This window comes from Bacillus sp. 7884-1, assembly GCF_002272245.1.
Classification (GTDB): Bacteria; Bacillota; Bacilli; order Bacillales; family Cytobacillaceae; genus Neobacillus.
Window position 1 is genome coordinate 1 of sequence record NZ_NPDD01000207.1, and the last position, 16,879, is coordinate 16,879.

Here is a 16,879-nt window from a genome sequence, read left to right on the forward strand (position 1 = left end):
AAAGCGAAGCGCCTGGAGCACAAATCAACAGCCCAGTTTAACACAGCCATTTTAAATAGGAGGAATCTATTATGGGTAAAGATTACGAAAGCCGAGAACTAAACCAAAACAAAAGTGAAGACTCATCAAGCAGTTTTTTGCTAGGAGCACTGATAGGCGGATTAGTAGGTGCAGCAGCTGCCATCTTCTTAGCCCCAAAATCCGGCAAGGACCTTCGCAGCACTATTAACAATCAAGCAGAAACACTAAAGGAAAAAACGATCCACCTCGTGAAAAAAACAAAGCCGTCACCAGACGCAGAAGAAGAACACTACATTTCAATTGGCGGGGTACAAAAAACAAATCCAGAACCTAACATGGACGAACTGGCAATTAGAAATAAATTAGAAGAAGCAAAAAAAGCGTTTGAAGAGGAAGAATATAAAGTAACACATTAAGAATTTCGATAACTAATCGAATTATTTGTATCAAAAACGGTGAAGTGATAGAATGACTTCACCGTTTATATTTTGGAGGATTGAATATGCTAAAAAAAATCGATACATTGGAACAATTTGAGGATTTATTGAAGCAAGAAGACAAATTTTTATTTTTGAAACATAGTTTAACATGTCCAATAAGTCATGCGGCTTATCAGGAATATGAAAAGTACTCAGAGTCAAATCAAAGCGTACCAGCCTATTATTTAGCTGTACAAGACTCACGACCTTTATCTAATGAAATAGCAGAGAAATTCGAAATTAAACATGAATCCCCACAAGCTCTGCTAATTAAAAATGGTTCGGCGGTATGGAATGCATCGCACTGGAAAATCACAAATCGTTCTTTAACAAGTGCAATTAGTGAAAATTTATAGGCAACAAATAAAAATCCCAGCATAGAATGACTTAATTATATAACAATTTAGTGCTTAAAAGCGTTTAATCATTAAAGAAAAAAGGCGTGACAAAGTAAACCTTTTCATCTATAATAAAGCCTAATTATTGAATTATTAAAAAATTTATTAATAAGGGCGCTAGCTGACAGTTTTCAAATCTGATCTCCTGCGATTAATCTGTCATGCTATGAAAGGACGGGGACATAACATGAGCAAAAGTAATTTGGAACTATTAAGGACACGTGTGGATGATCTTAACTTAGAATTATTGAAACTAATTAATGAAAGAGCTCAACTCGTCCAAGAGATTGGGAAAGCTAAAGAAACTCAAGGGGTTTACAAATACGACCCTGTTCGTGAAAGAAAAATGCTTGATGTGATTAAAGAAAATAATGATGGTCCATTTGACAACGCAACCATTGATCATTTATTTAAGGAAATTTTTAAGGCTGGCTTAGATTTGCAAAAAGACGACCATCAAAAAGCTCTTCTTGTTTCTAGGAAAAAGAAGCCTGAAAATACAATTGTAAATATAAAAGGTGAAACAATCGGCGATGGAAAGCAACATTTTGTTTTTGGTCCATGTGCAGTCGAGTCTTATGAACAAGTTGCAACTGTAGCAAAAGCAATGAAAGAAAAAGGTTTAAAGCTGCTTCGAGGCGGTGCCTATAAGCCAAGAACATCTCCGTATGACTTCCAAGGTCTAGGAGTTGAAGGATTAAAAATCTTAAAACGTGTGGCAGATGAGTATGATATGGCTGTCATTAGTGAGATTGTAAACCCTGCTGATATTGAGATGGCTATTGATTATATTGATGTTATCCAAATTGGTGCCCGCAATATGCAAAACTTTGAATTATTAAAAGCTGCAGGTTCAGTAAATAAGCCTGTTCTATTAAAACGAGGTATTGCCGCTACCATCGAAGAATTTATTAATGCTGCAGAATATATTATGGCCCAAGGAAATGGCCAAATTATTCTTTGTGAGCGTGGAATTAGAACGTACGAACGAGCAACGAGAAATACCCTTGATATTTCCGCTGTACCGATTCTAAAGCAAGAAACCCACTTACCAGTAATGGTAGATGTAACCCACTCAACTGGTCGAAGAGATTTACTTCTTCCTTGTGCAAAAGCAGCAATTGCGATTGGTGCAGATGGCGTTATGGCTGAAGTTCATCCAGATCCAGCAGTGGCACTTTCAGATGCTCAACAACAAATGAACCTTGATCAGTTTAATACTTTCTATAGTGAACTGCTTGCATCCAACTTCGTAAGAGTTTAAATGATATAGAAAAGAGGCCTTCTGTCTAACAGAAGGTTTCTTTTTAGTAAAAAATGAAAATATAGTGAAAATGAGAACAAATATCATTGCGACTTGCTTGTTCTTATCGTATGATTAAATACATATAAAAGTTTGTATATTTTCTCACAAATAGAAAAGCGGAAGCGCCTTGTTCAGGGAAAAAAGCAGTTCATTTTTTCCTAGCCCCGACATGCACTGGAGGGCCTGTGGGTGAAGTCGTGCTTTTTGACTTCAACTGCAGGACCGAAGTGACCTCGAGGGGCTAGGCGCTGGAGCTGGACAAAAAAAAGACTAAATTGATGAAAAATGTTGTAAAATAAAGAAAATACCTAGCGTGTTTAAGGAGAGTGTTAACGTGAATATAACAATTTATGATGTTGCCCGGGAAGCAAATGTTTCGATGGCAACCGTTTCACGTGTAGTCAATGGAAATCCAAATGTAAAGCCTGTTACTCGAAAAAAAGTATTAGAAGTCATTGATAGACTTGGCTACCGTCCTAATGCTGTTGCGAGGGGATTGGCTAGTAAAAAGACTACGACTGTTGGGGTTGTCATCCCCGATATTTCAAATATCTTTTTTGCAGAACTAGCACGGGGCATCGAAGATATTGCAACCATGTATAAGTACAATATTATTTTAAGTAATTCCGATCAAAACTTAGAGAAAGAATTACACTTATTAAATACTATGCTAGGGAAACAAGTGGATGGGATTGTATTCATGAGTGGGAATATTACAAAAGAACATGTGGAGGAATTTGGAAAGTCTCCGGTTCCGATTGTTTTAGCTGGATCGATTGAGGAATCTGAACAGATTCCTTCTGTTAACATCGATTACGAACAAGCTGTTTATGACTCCGTGAATGAATTTATTGACAAAGGTCATAAGTATATTGCATTTGTAGTAGGACCATTACAGGAGCCGAGAAATATCCACAAAAAACTAAAAGGTTATCAGCGGGCACTTGCAAATGCCGGAATAGATTATGATGAGTCACTTGTTGTAGAAGGTGATTACACCTATGACTCTGGATTAGAAGCATTCGAAAAATTATTAGAAGCTCCTAATAGACCAACAGCAATTCTAGTTGGCTCAGATGAAATGGCACTTGGTGTCGTTCATGGTGCCGATGATAAAGGATATAAACTTCCTGAAGACTTCGAAGTAATCACATCAGATAATACAAGGCTTTCATTAATGGTTCGCCCGCAGCTGACCACAATCGTTCAGCCTTTATACGATATCGGAGCTGTGGCAATGCGGTTACTCACAAAATTAATGAACAAAGAAGAGGTAGAGGAACAAACTGTTGTTCTTCCACATCGCATCGAACACCGTCAATCAACAAAATAATAAGAAAAGCGGAAGCGCCTTGTACAGGGAAAAATGCAGTTCAATTTTTCCTAGGCGCTGGAGCTAGACAAAATAAGAAATAAGGGGAAGCACAATTGTGCTTCCCCTTATTTCTTAGTCTTCCATTGTGGACAGGTCACCTGTTGGTAAATTTAGCTCCCATGCCTTTAAGACACGTCTCATAATCTTACCACTTCTTGTTTTCGGAAGCTTATCTCGGAAATCAATTTCTCTAGGAGCAGCGTGCGCCGCGAGCCCTTTTTTAACAAAAAGCCTGATTTCTTCCTTAAGCTCATCTGAAGCTACATAGCCGTCTCTTAGTGCAATAAAAGCCTTGATAATTTCCCCGCGGACAGGGTCTGGCTTTCCAATTACGCCAGCCTCTGCAATCGCTGGATGCTCAACTAGTTTGCTTTCCACTTCAAATGGGCCGACGCGTTCGCCAGAGGTCATGATAACATCATCCACGCGTCCTTGGAACCAGAAATATCCATCCTCATCCATATAGGCGGAATCTCCAGAAAAATACCAGCCGCTTGGCATAAAATAGGATTCATATTTTGCTGGGTTATTCCAAATGGTGTACATCATCGAAGGCCAGCCCTTTTTAATTGCAAGATTCCCCATGCGGTATGGAGGAAGTTCATTGCCTTGGTCGTCAACAATCGCTGCCTCGACACCTGGAATAGGTTTACCCATTGAACCTGGTTTAATCTCCATACATGGGTAGTTACTAATAAGCTGTGCACCTGTTTCGGTCATCCACCAGTTATCGTGGATTCTTTTGTTAAAGACCTTCACACCCCATTTTACTACCTCAGGGTTTAACGGCTCTCCAACACTTAGTACATGTCGCAGACTGCTTAAATTGTATTTCTTAACAATTTCATCACCAGCACCCATTAACATCCGGAATGCAGTCGGAGCACTATACCAAACACTAACACCGAAGTCTTCAATCATTTTGTACCAAGTATCAGGGCTGAAACGACCTCCAATAATAACGTTAGAAGTTCCGGTTAACCATGGTCCGAAAATACCGTATGATGTCCCTGTAACCCAGCCTGGGTCTGCTGTACACCAATAAACATCATCTTCTTTCAAATCCAGTACCCATTTGGCTGTTTGATAATGTTGGATCATTGCATTATGTACATGCAGTACCCCTTTAGGCTTGCCTGTTGAACCAGAAGTATAGTGAAGAATGAGACCATCCGTACGGTCCATCCATTCAATTCTTAAATTGTTACTAGCTGCTTCGAACTTTTTCAAAAAGTCTATAAAGGGTCCTTGTTCATCTACATTTTGGCCGATAAGGAAAATATGTTTTAATGCTGGCAGCTCATCTACTGGTACACGTTCTAAGAGTTCAGGTGTAGTGACTAATACCTTTGCTTCACTATCTTGCAAACGATCCCTAACGGCACCCTCCATGAAGGCTTCAAATAATGGACCGACAATCGCCCCAAGCTTAATGGCTCCCAAGACAGTAAAATATAGTTCAGGTGAACGAGGCATAAAAATAAATACGCGGTCTCCTTTTTCTACATCACCGTATGCTTTTAAGACATTACCAGCTTTGTTTGAAAGCTCTTTCATTTCTTTGAAGGTGTACTTTTCATTTCTGGTATTATCACGATAATAAAGGGCTACCTTGTTTTTTCGAAAAGTTTCTGCATGGCGGTCAATAGCTTCGTAAGCCATGTTAACAAGTCCTGTTTCATGCCAGGAGAATTCCTTCTCAGTTTCCTCCCAACTGAAGTTCTTATACTTCTCAGCATAATTTGCTAAATTATGCTCTCCTTGCAACACTGGCAGCTTTTCCACTTTCATTCCATTTCCCCCTTATGCTAGTATGAGATAATTATAGTACAAAAAGTAATTATTCTCAATTTTAAAAATAGTTTTATCATTTTCGGTAAATTGTCACATAGTTTTCTAATTAAACAGAAAATTGTGGGAAGAGGCTAAAAAATGATAGATATTATGTATAATAGAATAAGATATGCGAATGATTTTTCAGGTGGTGTAGGGATGGAACATAGAAAAACGTACAATGCTAAAGAAGTAAAGACTCCCCATGGAAACTTAATTATTGAAGGTCCTATTTCCTCAGATAAACTTGCTGGCTATGAGTTTCACGAACATCTTACCGCTTTTCGTCCCCCAGAGCAGCAGCATCAAGCGCTAGTTGGGATTGCACAGCTTGAAGAGGGAAGAATTATTATCGCTAGGCATCACCATACCATTGTTGGTTATGTGACCTACCTTTTTCCGGATCCTCTTGAAAGATGGTCGGAAGACAAAATGGATAATTTAATTGAATTAGGTGCTATTGAGGTAATTCCTCAATTTAGGGGATGCGCGGTAGGAAAAAATCTCCTTACCGTTTCTATGATGGATGATGCGATGGAGGATTACTTAATTATTACGACGGAATATTATTGGCATTGGGATTTAAAGGGGACAGGTTTAAATGTTTGGGAGTACCGGAAAATCATGGAGAAAATGATGAATGCGGGCGGCCTCCAATGGTATGCAACGGATGACCCTGAGATTTGTTCACACCCGGCAAATTGTCTTATGGCTAGAATTGGTAAAAGAGTCGATGTGGAGACAATTCAAAGGTTTGACCGACTTCGTTTTATGAACCGATTTATGTATTGATACGAGATTCAGGTTGAGGGGGGCTTTTGGATGATAGTAGAAGAAATAATGAAAACGGAGATTGTTACGGTTACACCAACAGTTTCAATTGCTGAGACGATGAGATTGATGGAAACGAAAAAAATTCGGCATATACCTGTTATTGATGCAGAACAACAACTTGTTGGTATTGTAACTTTATCAGATATTCGCGATGCTGCTCCATCTATATTCCGCGCTAACGAACATGTAGAGGACATGCAAAACCCTGTAGACACCATAATGAAAAAGGATGTTATCACGGGTCATCCGCTTGATTTTGTAGAGGAAATTGCAGCTGTTTTTTATGAGCATAAAATTGGCTGCCTGCCGATTACAAACGATAGGAAACTGGTTGGAATTGTGACGGAAACTGATTTACTCCGAACGTTAGTTGAATTGACAGGTGCCCATCAACCAGGTTCTCAAATTGAAATTAGGGTTCCTAATCTTGCGGGAAAGCTTAGTGATATTACTAGTTTAATAAAGAATCGGAAAGCAAATATTTTAAGTGTACTCGTTTATCCTGACAAAAAGAATGACCAATACAAAATACTTGTCATAAGATTGCAAACCATGAATCCTAACTTGCTTATCCAAGATTTAAAACAATCAGGCTATGACGTTCTGTGGCCAAATCTGCCAGGTGTTTCCCTATGACCGATCGATGTTCATTTGTATTTTCAGAAGAACTGTTAAATTATAAATTCAACAGCAACCATCCTTTTAATCAGTTTCGACTAAAACTTACTGTAGATTTATTACATAGATTAAAGGCCCTGGACAATCATCAGATAGTTCCTCCGAGAATGGCAACAGAGGAGGAACTTGCCCTTGTTCATGATCCAAGTTACATTGATGCTGTAAAGATGGCTGGGCATGGACAACTTCCGCAGCATGTGGCTGAGAACTATGGGATAGGTACGGAAGATACACCGATATTCCCTAAAATGCACGAAGCGAGCGCTTTATTAGTTGGAGGAACACTTACGGCTGTCGATCAAGTTATGACAGGACAGGCTGTTCATGCCCTTCACCTAGGTGGGGGGTTACATCATGGATTTCGTGGAAAAGCTTCTGGATTTTGTATTTATAATGATAGTTCAGTAGCCATTAAATATTTGCAAAATAAATATAATGCGAGAGTTCTTTATGTTGATACCGATGCCCATCATGGAGACGGTGTACAATGGTCCTTTTACGACGATCCCGATGTCTGTACCTTATCCATACACGAAACCGGTAGATACTTGTTTCCTGGTACCGGTAATGTTAACGAGAGAGGTCAAGGAAAGGGATACGGTTATTCCTTTAATATTCCTGTAGATGCATTTACAGAGGATGAATCCTGGCTTGATGCTTATACTCAATCGCTAAGGGAAGTAGCTGAGTTTTTTAAACCAGATGTCATCCTGACTCAAAATGGGGCTGACTCCCATTATTATGACCCTTTAACCCATTTATCTGCGACAATGAAAATCTATCGTGAAATTCCAAAGCTTGCACATGAAATTGCCCATCAATATTGCGGTGGTAAATGGATTGCAGTCGGCGGCGGGGGCTATGATATTTGGAGGGTTGTTCCAAGGGCTTGGGCACTTGTATGGATGGAAATGACTGAAAACTCAAACTGTTATGGAAGTTTACCACAGGACTGGCTGGATTATTGGCAAGAAAAAGCACCAGTTAATCTTCCAATAAACTGGAATGATCCAGAAGATATGTATAAACCAATCCCGAGGAAAGCAGAAATAACAGAAAAAAATTTACTTACACTTGAAAAAGCGCTATACCCTATTAGAAGTAATAAAAAAAGTGAATCAAAAAAATAAGGAGCTTGGGAATCCCAAGCTCCTTATTTTTATTGTTCGGGTGTACTAGTAACCCCAATATCCACTGGATTAGATGGTGCTGATTCCTTCCCTGCGATATCCACGGCAGTTACATGGTATGAACCACTAGAGGCTGAAAAGGAAAGACTAGAACCATTTTTGATACTCGAGACCTTTTTCCCGTTTTGATATACTCGGTATCCAACAATATCATTGTCACCTGGTGCTGCCCAAATTAAATTGTTACCGGATAGTGATAGGGTCACGACGTCAGGCTGTTTACCATTATCTACAATTTTATCATTAGGAACAAGGATTTTACCCCAACGCTCCGTCTTAGGGATCAGCTGGCTTGGATTACTGAAATTTCTTCCAACCATTCGTGAAATGAAATCAGGATTTAGGATAACCCCTTGCTGCGCAAATTCTGCTGGTGTTGAATCTAATGCAAGATACTTTTTATCGCCAATTTGCACATATTTTCCTGCAATTAAACTATCATCTCGCTTTGTCGGTACATTCTCCACATTAAAGTAATCACTTACAACTAAACCTGCCTTTGAGCAGGCATCCGAAGGCAGTAAACCTGAAACTGCGCAAAACGAGCGCTTTACAATTCCAGCTGGTACAGGGAACGATTCTGCTGGACTGATTAACTCGGGTTTAATATCATATGCCGCATTAATTAATGCAGCCCATAAATTGTTCGTTCTTTGTGAATAGGACATTCCGCCGGTCTTTAATGACTTTGGCGTATCATAGCCATTCCAGATTCCAAAAGTTACATTTGGGTTGGTAGCAACAAACCAATTGTCATGATATTCATGTCCTGTTCCTGTTTTACCTGCCCAGTCTGCCCTAAACTTCAATTTACTATTGAGACCTGCAGCTGTACCACTTTTGATTACATCACGCATCATATCAAGCGTTAAAAACGCTGTTTGCGGTTTAAAAACATCAACTGGCTTTACTTCATGCTGGTAGATGGTTTTACCGTCTTTATCGACAATTTTTTCAATCATGTACGCATCAATAAATTTACCCTCATTTGCAAACGTTCCAAAGGCGTTGGTGTTTTCCTCCACCGTTACCCCATTTTTCATGGATCCAATAGAGGTTGAGAGATTGGTATAATCCTCACTTCTTAGTGATGTAAAGCCCATTTTTTCAAGATATTTTGCAGGCTGCTGGTCAAGTATATCTTTATATAGCTTAACAGCAGGAACGTTATAAGATTTTTTGAGCGCATGTCTTGCTGAGGTAATCCCGCTGTACCTCTTGTCATAGTTGTTTGGCCAAGGTCTTGAAATGGAAGGTTCGAGCCTTAAAGCTACATCCGGTAAAGGGGTACCTGGTGATGCTTTCCCCAATTCAATGGCTGGTGCATAAACGAGTAAGGGTTTCATCGTAGATCCATTTTGGCGGACAGCACTAGTCGCATGATTAAGCTCCTGTTTGTTATGGTCTCTTCCACCGACAAAACTGATGATTTTCCCTGTTTTATTTTCAATTAGCATTGCACCGACTTCTACAGGCTCCATGACTGTAATTGTTTCCCCCGTTTCTGGATCCTGTTTTTCTTCAGGCTTATCAGGTCCGTAGTTAGGGTAGTTATTTTTTACAACCTGGAAGGCATCATAAATATCTTTGTTTATGGTTGTGTGAATTTCGTAACCATTTTGTTTTAAGTTTTGCTTGGCTATTGTTTGGTATTTATAATAAAGATTTTCATCTTCCTTTAAATCTTTTTCTTCATACCCTTCGTTTTTCGCCAATACATTAGTCAGTACATCAACGGCTCGCTTTTCAATTTCAAATGATAAGTATGGATATTTTTCAAGCGGGTTGTCACCTGCAGAAATAAAATCCTTTGTAATATCGTAGGATGAAGCTTCGGCATATTGCTTTTCATCAATATGACTGCCATCATACATTCTTTTTAGTACCGTTTTCATTCGAGTAAGTCCAGGTTCTAAATTGTTCTTCACTGTACCCTCTCTAGTAAAAGGGGTATACCCAAAGGGACTTTGTGGTAAACCTGCAATAAAGGCAGCTTGTGGAAGGGTCAATTCGCTGGCATTTTTTCCGAAGATTCCTTTTGCCGCTGCTTGAACACCGCCGATATTCTTACCGGATGAGTTTCTTCCGAATGTTGAAACGTTTAAGTAAGCTTCTAGTATTTCTTTTTTGCTAAAAAATTTCTCTAATCGAAGGGCAAGCAAGATTTCATTTGCTTTTCTTGCGAATGAGACTTCGTTTGTTAAGATTTGGTTTTTAATTAATTGCTGTGTTAATGTACTGCCGCCTGATTGAGTAGCAGAGTTGGTTACTTCTTGGAAAAGTGCGCGAAAAACTGCTTTTGGCACAACTCCTTTGTGTTTATAAAAATACTCATCCTCTGTTGCAATTACTGCTTTTACCAGATATTCTGATACTTGGTCAATTTTGACTTCTTCCCGTTCGAGATCTGTACGCAGCTTTCCAAGATAAACATTATCAGAAAAATATAAGTCCGATGTTTCCGTATAATTATAAATGTCTTTCTTCATACTGTCATAAGACCGGACAGGTTCGTCCTTTACAAGCGAGGCAAAGTATCCCGCGCCCACACCACCTGCAAATGCTCCCCCGAGGATGACGACAGTCATTATCAGCAGTAAAAGGTTCCAAAAGACCTGGTACGTTATTCGTGCACTTTTTACTGTTCTTTTATGGGTAAACAAGTTGGTTATGGACTTTAATTTTTCTATCCACGCTTGAAATTTATCATTCATAGAATCACCTCTTTTAAAATCACATATATTATAGCATAATGAGTATTGCAAAAATGACAAACTTCTACATTTTTCTGATATTACCAGTTCTTGTTTGACAGCAGGTATAAATTATGGTAAAAATTTTATAAGTTATAAAATTAATAATCAAGCTATGAAGGGAATCTACTGTAGGTCTTCTATCCCTGTTTTTAGAGAGTCAGCGGCTGGTGAAAGCTGACACACATAGAAGAGTGAATTACGTCCCAGAGCTTTCTCCGTGAATATAGAAGTAGCGGGGAACGGTCTAAACCGTTAATTTTTACGAGTTGGGGGATTCATTCCTCAAGCCGGGTGGTACCGCGCGTATATGCGTCCCTGCATTTTTTGCAGGGGCGCTTTTTGTTTTATTTTAAGAGAATATGGAGGACAATGAAATGGATTTATTACAAGATTTAGCATGGCGCGGCCTCATCTACCAACAAACAGATGAAGAGAGCCTTAAGGATTTGATTAGTAAGGATAAAATCTCTCTATATTGTGGAGTAGACCCAACAGCAGACAGCATGCATATCGGACATATGGTTCCGTTCTTAACACTTAGAAGATTTCAGCAGCATGGACACCGTCCTGTTGTTTTAGTTGGCGGTGCGACAGGGCTTATTGGAGACCCAAGTGGTAAGAGTGAAGAACGTAACCTGCAAACCTTGGAGACTGTGCAGAAAAATGTTGAAGGGATTCAAAAGCAGTTAGCAGCTATTTTTAACTTTGATGGTGATAATGGTGCCGTCTTGGTCAATAACTATGATTGGGCGGGGTCGATGGATATTGTTACGTTCTTACGTGACATCGGTAAACACATTGGCGTCAATTACATGCTGGCAAAGGATACAATTGCTTCACGACTTGATTCGGGGATATCGTTTACAGAATTCACGTATACGATTCTTCAAGCAATGGACTTCAATCATTTGTACGAGAACTTTAATTGTAAATTACAAGTTGGCGGCAGTGACCAATGGGGGAATATTACCTCCGGACTTGAACTAATTCGTAAAATGCAGCCAGAAGGTTCGAAGGCATATGGATTAACCATTCCACTTGTTACAAAAGCGGACGGAACAAAATTCGGGAAGACAGAAGGTGGAGCCGTTTGGCTAGACGCTAAGAAAACGACCCCTTATGAGTTCTACCAATTTTGGATTAACGCTGCGGATGCAGATGTAGTTAAATACTTGAAGTACTTTACCTTCTTGTCCCACGAAGAAATCGAAGCGTTAGAAAGGTCTGTTGAGGAAGAACCACATTTACGCAAGGCACAAAAGGCCTTAGCTGAGGAAATGACTCGTCTGATTCATGGTGAGGACTCTTTGCAACAGGCGATAAAAATAACGCAAGCATTATTCAGCGGGGATGTACGCAGCCTTTCTGCTTCAGAAATCGAACAGGGTTTCAAAGACGTTCCATCCTTTAATGCAACTGAAGCTGATGCTAACTTAGTTGATCTATTAGTTGCAGCGAAAATTTCTCCATCCAAGCGGCAGGCAAGAGAAGACATCACAAATGGTGCGGTTACAGTGAACGGGGAACGCATTACCGATACATCCTATGTATTGCAGGACACTGACCGAATCGAAGGTCAATTTACGATTATTAGAAGAGGTAAAAAGAAATACTCACTAATTAAATATTAATCAGTAGCAAAACCGGCCTCATGAATAAGGAGGTCGGTTTTCTATATTATTAGAGTAGATGGTATGATTTTGCCCGAAAAAGTGGAGGGAGTAAAAGTACGGTCACAATAAGGAAGTGATTTTGCCCGAAAAAGTGGAAGTAGCAAAAGCTCCGTCACAAAATAGTAAGGTGACAAAAATAATAAAGTGGTCTGAAAATTACAGATTGTAACATTAAATAGTGTGTCAGCGTCTTATAATATAAGAAAAGCATTTGGAGGTGTCGTTTATGAAGTTTCTAGTTCATGCTTTTTTTATCATTCTCCTTTTACTCGTCACTTTCTTTGGATTAGGTCCAGTACTGTATGCTGATGGTGTGTTACAAGAACGAATTTGGACTGCAGGAGTGGTGGTGATAGTATACGCTTTACTTGCTTTCTCATATGCAAAAACAATTAAGTGGGTAAATAAGAAATAAAAGAACCGTTAATAGTAATTTGTGTAAGCTATCCTCATCCACAATGCTCTATAATATAAATTAACGATTAAAAATGGACCATTTAATTAGCTTCCGTATGTTTTCTACTAAACTAGCAAGATTTCTTTGGTCTATTTATTAACCTAATACGGGAGCATACATAATGAAAAAAGTATTATTCCTTTTTGTAACCATTCTCATCATATTCTCATTTTTATATTGGCAAAACAACGCTCTAATGATTACCCAGCATGTGATTAAGTCCGACAAAATCCCGAAAGGTTTTAACCACTATAAAATTTTACATTTATCTGACCTTCATAATAAGTCTTTTGGAAAGAATCAGGAAAAATTAGTGGGACGCGTAAAAAAGGAAATGCCAAATGTGATCGTCTTTACCGGGGATATTATTGATCGGAGAAGTAAGGATTTAAAACCAGCAGCTGATTTAATAGACCAATTGGTAGAACTAGCACCCGTTTATTTTGTTCATGGAAATCATGAGTGGGATTCGGACCTTAAAAGAGAACTTGAAACCATGCTAATACAAAAGGGTGTTGTCATTCTGACTAATGAAGTTCGCTTAATCGAAAGAAATGGTGAGCTTATCGAAATGGCGGGTATTGATGATCCGGAGAACGGACGATCCATACCAACAAGTATCCGGCTAATAAAAGAAAAAATGCAGCCAGACCTCTATTCAATCGTTCTCAGTCACAGACCGTCTTGGTTTACCACTTACACAAGGGAGGGATTTAATCTGGTGTTTTCTGGCCATGCCCACGGTGGTCAATTCAGACTGCCAATCATTGGTGGTGTATTTGCACCTGGGGAGGGATTTAATCCCAAGTATTCAGAAGGGATTCATCAACAAGATAACACACACATGGTTATAAGTAGAGGACTGGGGAATAGCAGTTTCCCATTTCGAATTTTCAACCGCCCTGAAATTGTTGTCATCACACTCGAAAGCGGCAATTAGTCATCTTTCAATCTTACTAATACAAAATACTATATTGCAGAGTAAAATAAAAAACCCTAGAAATTGCGTTATATCAACGCTTCTAGGGTTTTTATGATTGCTTTTAATTAGCAAATCTATTAACGTGAGGAATGCTCAACGGTAACAGAAACCCTAGTATTATAGGGGTTAAGACTGGGTGAATTAAAAACTTCCCCCAAAACCTCCCCCAATTCATATATGTAGTGCTTGGGAAAATGCATTAACCGATTCTTCCTCCAGTGCTTTATAGTTATGACCGTAAGTATCCCAAATCATTTGTGGTGTATTCCCTAATCGTTCAGCAATCACATTAGCTGGTTGTTTTTTTGCAATTAAAACTGTTGCATGAGTATGACGTAACCCATGTGGTGTGATTGATTTTAGCCCTGTCTTTTTGATGATCCTGTCAAAACTGTACTTAATGGTATTTTCTCCTGTAGGAGTCCCGGTTTGGTAAGAGATAAAAATAAAGTCATTTTCAGATAAGTGCTTACCAAATGACAGCAATGTCTGTTTGCACCATGTACGGTATAGTTTTAATTGTTGGATGAGTTTATCATCAATTAATATGGTCCGGTAACTGTTCTTTGTTTTTGGTGTCCGGGCCCCATGTTTATCTCTTGTTCGTTCCACGGTAATTTTCTTCTTTTCAAAATCCACGTTGTTCCAAGACAAGCCCAGGGCTTCTCCCTTTCGTAATCCCGTATACGCAAGAAGTAAGATGATTGTGTAATTAGTAATATTCTCTAATTGTTTGGCAGCGGCAAGAAATGTTCTAAGTTCCTCAGTTGTCAGAAAATTATTATCAATTTCTTTACTACCTTGAATGATGATTTTTGTGAATCGATTACGTGGGATAATTTCAGTATCCACGGCGGCATTTATGGCCACTTTGAACAACCGATGAAATAGCCTAACTGTGCTGGGCTCATATTTTTTCAGGAGCTCATTAATATATACTCGCTTATAAGTGGTTTTATCTAAATCAGCAACCTTGTATTTTCCAAGGAGCGGCTTCATTTGATACTTGATCGCATTTTTCCTCTGAAGCCGGGATGTAATCTTCCAGTCATTCTTATGTGTGTTAAACCAAATATCTAACCATTCTGATATCGTTAAATTTGAGTTTTCCACGTGTTTAACCTGCACATTTAAGATACTCGTCTTCACTTCCAAAAGAGCTCTGTAGGCGTCTTTCTCACTCTTAAAACCTGTGCTTTAGTTTAACAAAGAAAATACCAAAAGTCGGTTCCTTTACAGGAATTCTACTTTTATATATTGAATTTACTAAGCGTTGTAAATCCGCATTTTCCTGACGCTACCCCTATATGGGGAAAATCTTTCTTCATGTTTAAAAATCAGTAATAAATGGAAAATAAAGAAAGGAGGGATGAGTATGAAAGTACTTATTATTGGTGGAGATGCAGCAGGGATGAGTGCTGCAATGCAAATTGTACGAAACAGTTCTGGACATGAAATCACTGTTTTAGAAAAGGGGGGAGTGTATTCGTACGGACAATGTGGCCTACCTTATGTGATCAGTGGGAAGATTGAGTCAACAGATAAGTTAATAGCACGTACACAGTCTACTTTTAAAGAGAAATATGGCATTGATGCACTAGTATATCATGAAGTCCAAAAGGTAGACACGGAAAATAAAATGGTAAGTGGAATAAACCATAGTAATGGTGAAACGTTTAGCTTTCCGTATGACCGCCTTCTTATTGCAACCGGCGTAGGCCCGGTCATTCCAAAGTGGGAGGGTGTTAAACTTCCAGGTGTTTTCACATTAAAGACAATTCCTGATGCAAAGACAATCATGGATTATCTTGAGAAAGATATAAAAAATGTGACAGTTATTGGTGGTGGATACATTGGACTCGAAATGGCTGAAAGTTTTGCGGAGCTCGGCAAGAAGGTAACGATCATTGAAAGAAATGAGCAATTAGCAAAAATATTTGATAAAGAAATGGCAGAACTTATCTATGAAGAAGCAGTGAAGCAAAACATTGTGTTAAAAATGGGTGAATCTGTTGAAGCATTCCGTGGTAGTGAGCATGTTGAATATGTGAAAACCGATAAAGGGAAGTATGAAACAGATTTAGTATTAGTCGCTATAGGTGTGAAGCCAAATATTTTATTTTTAGAAGGGACTGGAATCAAAACAAGTGTTAATGGTTCTATTCAAGTAAATGCGTATATGCAAACAAGTATTAAAGATATCTATGCTGCAGGAGATTGTGCAACACAATATCATCGAGTAAAAGAAATGGATGATCATGTCCCATTGGGAACACATGCCAATAAGCAAGGTCAAATCGCCGGATTAAACATCGTTAATATACATAAAACATTTAAAGGTGTTGTAGGCACTTCAATCATAAAATTTTTCGATTTAACTTTAGGGAGAACAGGAATAACAGAAACAGAGGCAAAAATGCTGAACATCCCATGTGGTTCTGTAACAATTAAATCAACAGATATCGCTGGATATTATCCTAATAATAAAAAAATGAAATTGAAACTTGTCTATCATAAAGAAACATATAAAGTTCTTGGTGGGCAAATTATTGGGGAAAATGGAATCGACAAACGAATTGATGTTCTAGCAACTGCAATATTCCATTCGATGACAACCGATGAGCTGCTTGATTTAGATCTTGCGTACGCACCTCCATATAATGGTGTATGGGATCCTATTCAGCAAGCAGCTAGAAGAGTAAAGTAGCTTTAATACTAACTATTAACTATACAATGTACTATCGGGGTGATTTTCCTTAATAACAATCTTCAGCAATCAGGCGCATTTCCTAATAAGGAATGTGTCTCTTTTTTTCAGATTTAGAGGATATTAAGTAGACCAGGAAGAATACGACTAGAATTATGTGAAATATTATACTTAAAGTAACGGGCAGGGT

General features: G+C 38.7%; 14 protein-coding genes and 1 other annotated feature. Of the genes, 11 read left to right on the plus strand and 3 right to left on the minus strand.

Translation table 11 applies throughout. From position 1 onward, the window contains the following. The first annotated feature begins 71 nt into the window (after positions 1-71). The 4 genes from CHI06_RS22795 (at position 72) to ccpA (ending at position 3,537) form a co-directional block, all read left to right on the plus strand. Positions 72-437 carry a YtxH domain-containing protein gene (locus tag CHI06_RS22795; protein WP_095250859.1) on the plus strand — a complete coding sequence of 122 codons (366 nt, stop codon included), beginning with the start codon at positions 72-74 and terminating at the stop codon, positions 435-437. 86 nt (positions 438-523) lie between these two features. Further along, positions 524-856: a bacillithiol system redox-active protein YtxJ gene (ytxJ, locus tag CHI06_RS22800; protein WP_095250860.1), complete on the plus strand. Its 333-nt coding sequence runs from the start codon at positions 524-526 to the stop codon at positions 854-856. A gap of 229 nt (positions 857-1,085) precedes the next feature. Beyond that, a complete protein-coding gene (locus tag CHI06_RS22805; RefSeq protein ID WP_095250861.1) occupies positions 1,086-2,162 on the plus strand; it encodes a bifunctional 3-deoxy-7-phosphoheptulonate synthase/chorismate mutase in 1,077 nt (358 codons plus the stop codon). Between the two features lie 376 nt (positions 2,163-2,538). Next, on the plus strand, positions 2,539-3,537 hold the full coding sequence (gene ccpA, locus CHI06_RS22810; protein ID WP_095250862.1) for a catabolite control protein A: 999 nt from the start codon (positions 2,539-2,541) through the stop codon (positions 3,535-3,537). A gap of 114 nt (positions 3,538-3,651) precedes the next feature. Here the strand turns inward: ccpA and acsA are convergent, their stop codons facing one another. Further along, positions 3,652-5,370, minus strand: coding sequence for an acetate--CoA ligase (gene acsA, locus CHI06_RS22815; RefSeq protein ID WP_095250863.1), 1,719 nt, complete (start codon positions 5,368-5,370; stop codon positions 3,652-3,654). Positions 5,371-5,571: 201 nt separating this feature from the next. Between acsA and CHI06_RS22820 the strand changes: the two genes are divergently transcribed. From CHI06_RS22820 to CHI06_RS22830, 3 genes are read left to right on the plus strand one after another with little or no spacing between them, the layout of a single operon-like run. Continuing rightward, the gene (locus CHI06_RS22820; RefSeq protein ID WP_095250872.1) at positions 5,572-6,204 is read left to right on the plus strand and encodes a GNAT family N-acetyltransferase; all 633 of its coding nucleotides are present in this window, start codon (positions 5,572-5,574) and stop codon (positions 6,202-6,204) included. 30 nt (positions 6,205-6,234) lie between these two features. Further along, positions 6,235-6,882, plus strand: a complete 648-nt coding sequence (locus CHI06_RS22825) for an acetoin utilization AcuB family protein (protein WP_095250864.1) — start codon at positions 6,235-6,237, stop codon at positions 6,880-6,882. Further along, entirely contained in the window at positions 6,879-8,054 is a 1,176-nt protein-coding gene (locus CHI06_RS22830) for an acetoin utilization protein AcuC (RefSeq protein WP_095250865.1), read from the plus strand. The genes CHI06_RS22825 and CHI06_RS22830 overlap by 4 nt, the downstream gene beginning before the upstream one ends. Positions 8,055-8,083: 29 nt before the next feature. On the opposite strand, the gene CHI06_RS22835 is transcribed toward CHI06_RS22830, so the two are convergent. Next, positions 8,084-10,828, minus strand: a complete 2,745-nt coding sequence (locus tag CHI06_RS22835) for a transglycosylase domain-containing protein (protein WP_095250866.1) — start codon at positions 10,826-10,828, stop codon at positions 8,084-8,086. Between the two features lie 145 nt (positions 10,829-10,973). Continuing rightward, positions 10,974-11,190 (plus strand) — a binding site (T-box leader). A gap of 54 nt (positions 11,191-11,244) precedes the next feature. Between CHI06_RS22835 and tyrS the strand changes: the two genes are divergently transcribed. From tyrS to CHI06_RS22850, 3 genes are all read left to right on the plus strand, one after another. Further along, positions 11,245-12,501, plus strand: coding sequence for a tyrosine--tRNA ligase (gene tyrS, locus CHI06_RS22840; protein WP_095250867.1), 1,257 nt, complete (start codon positions 11,245-11,247; stop codon positions 12,499-12,501). Positions 12,502-12,769: 268 nt separating this feature from the next. Beyond that, the gene (locus tag CHI06_RS22845) at positions 12,770-12,958 is read left to right on the plus strand and encodes a DUF6954 family protein (RefSeq protein ID WP_095250868.1); all 189 of its coding nucleotides are present in this window, start codon (positions 12,770-12,772) and stop codon (positions 12,956-12,958) included. Between the two features lie 163 nt (positions 12,959-13,121). After that, positions 13,122-13,940, plus strand: coding sequence for a metallophosphoesterase (locus tag CHI06_RS22850; RefSeq protein WP_095250869.1), 819 nt, complete (start codon positions 13,122-13,124; stop codon positions 13,938-13,940). Between the two features lie 213 nt (positions 13,941-14,153). On the opposite strand, the gene CHI06_RS22855 is transcribed toward CHI06_RS22850, so the two are convergent. After that, positions 14,154-15,095 carry a tyrosine-type recombinase/integrase gene (locus CHI06_RS22855; protein ID WP_373558163.1) on the minus strand — a complete coding sequence of 314 codons (942 nt, stop codon included), beginning with the start codon at positions 15,093-15,095 and terminating at the stop codon, positions 14,154-14,156. 262 nt (positions 15,096-15,357) lie between these two features. Here CHI06_RS22855 and CHI06_RS22860 point away from each other — a divergent pair, with 262 nt between their 5' ends. Next, positions 15,358-16,689, plus strand: a complete 1,332-nt coding sequence (locus CHI06_RS22860) for a CoA-disulfide reductase (protein ID WP_095250871.1) — start codon at positions 15,358-15,360, stop codon at positions 16,687-16,689. Positions 16,690-16,879: the final 190 nt, after the last annotated feature.

Bases quoted from the DNA above. Each gene is read 5' to 3' on its own strand.
- CHI06_RS22795 (WP_095250859.1), top strand. From the start codon at position 72: ATGGGTAAAGATTACGAAAGCCGAGAACTAAACCAAAACAAAAGTGAA.
- ytxJ (WP_095250860.1), top strand. From the start codon at position 524: ATGCTAAAAAAAATCGATACATTGGAACAATTTGAGGATTTATTGAAG.
- CHI06_RS22805 (WP_095250861.1), top strand. From the start codon at position 1,086: ATGAGCAAAAGTAATTTGGAACTATTAAGGACACGTGTGGATGATCTT.
- acsA (WP_095250863.1), bottom strand. From the start codon at position 5,370: ATGAAAGTGGAAAAGCTGCCAGTGTTGCAAGGAGAGCATAATTTAGCA.
- CHI06_RS22820 (WP_095250872.1), top strand. From the start codon at position 5,572: ATGGAACATAGAAAAACGTACAATGCTAAAGAAGTAAAGACTCCCCAT.
- CHI06_RS22825 (WP_095250864.1), top strand. From the start codon at position 6,235: ATGATAGTAGAAGAAATAATGAAAACGGAGATTGTTACGGTTACACCA.
- CHI06_RS22830 (WP_095250865.1), top strand. From the start codon at position 6,879: ATGACCGATCGATGTTCATTTGTATTTTCAGAAGAACTGTTAAATTAT.
- CHI06_RS22835 (WP_095250866.1), bottom strand. From the start codon at position 10,828: ATGAATGATAAATTTCAAGCGTGGATAGAAAAATTAAAGTCCATAACC.
- tyrS (WP_095250867.1), top strand. From the start codon at position 11,245: ATGGATTTATTACAAGATTTAGCATGGCGCGGCCTCATCTACCAACAA.
- CHI06_RS22845 (WP_095250868.1), top strand. From the start codon at position 12,770: ATGAAGTTTCTAGTTCATGCTTTTTTTATCATTCTCCTTTTACTCGTC.
- CHI06_RS22850 (WP_095250869.1), top strand. From the start codon at position 13,122: ATGAAAAAAGTATTATTCCTTTTTGTAACCATTCTCATCATATTCTCA.
- CHI06_RS22860 (WP_095250871.1), top strand. From the start codon at position 15,358: ATGAAAGTACTTATTATTGGTGGAGATGCAGCAGGGATGAGTGCTGCA.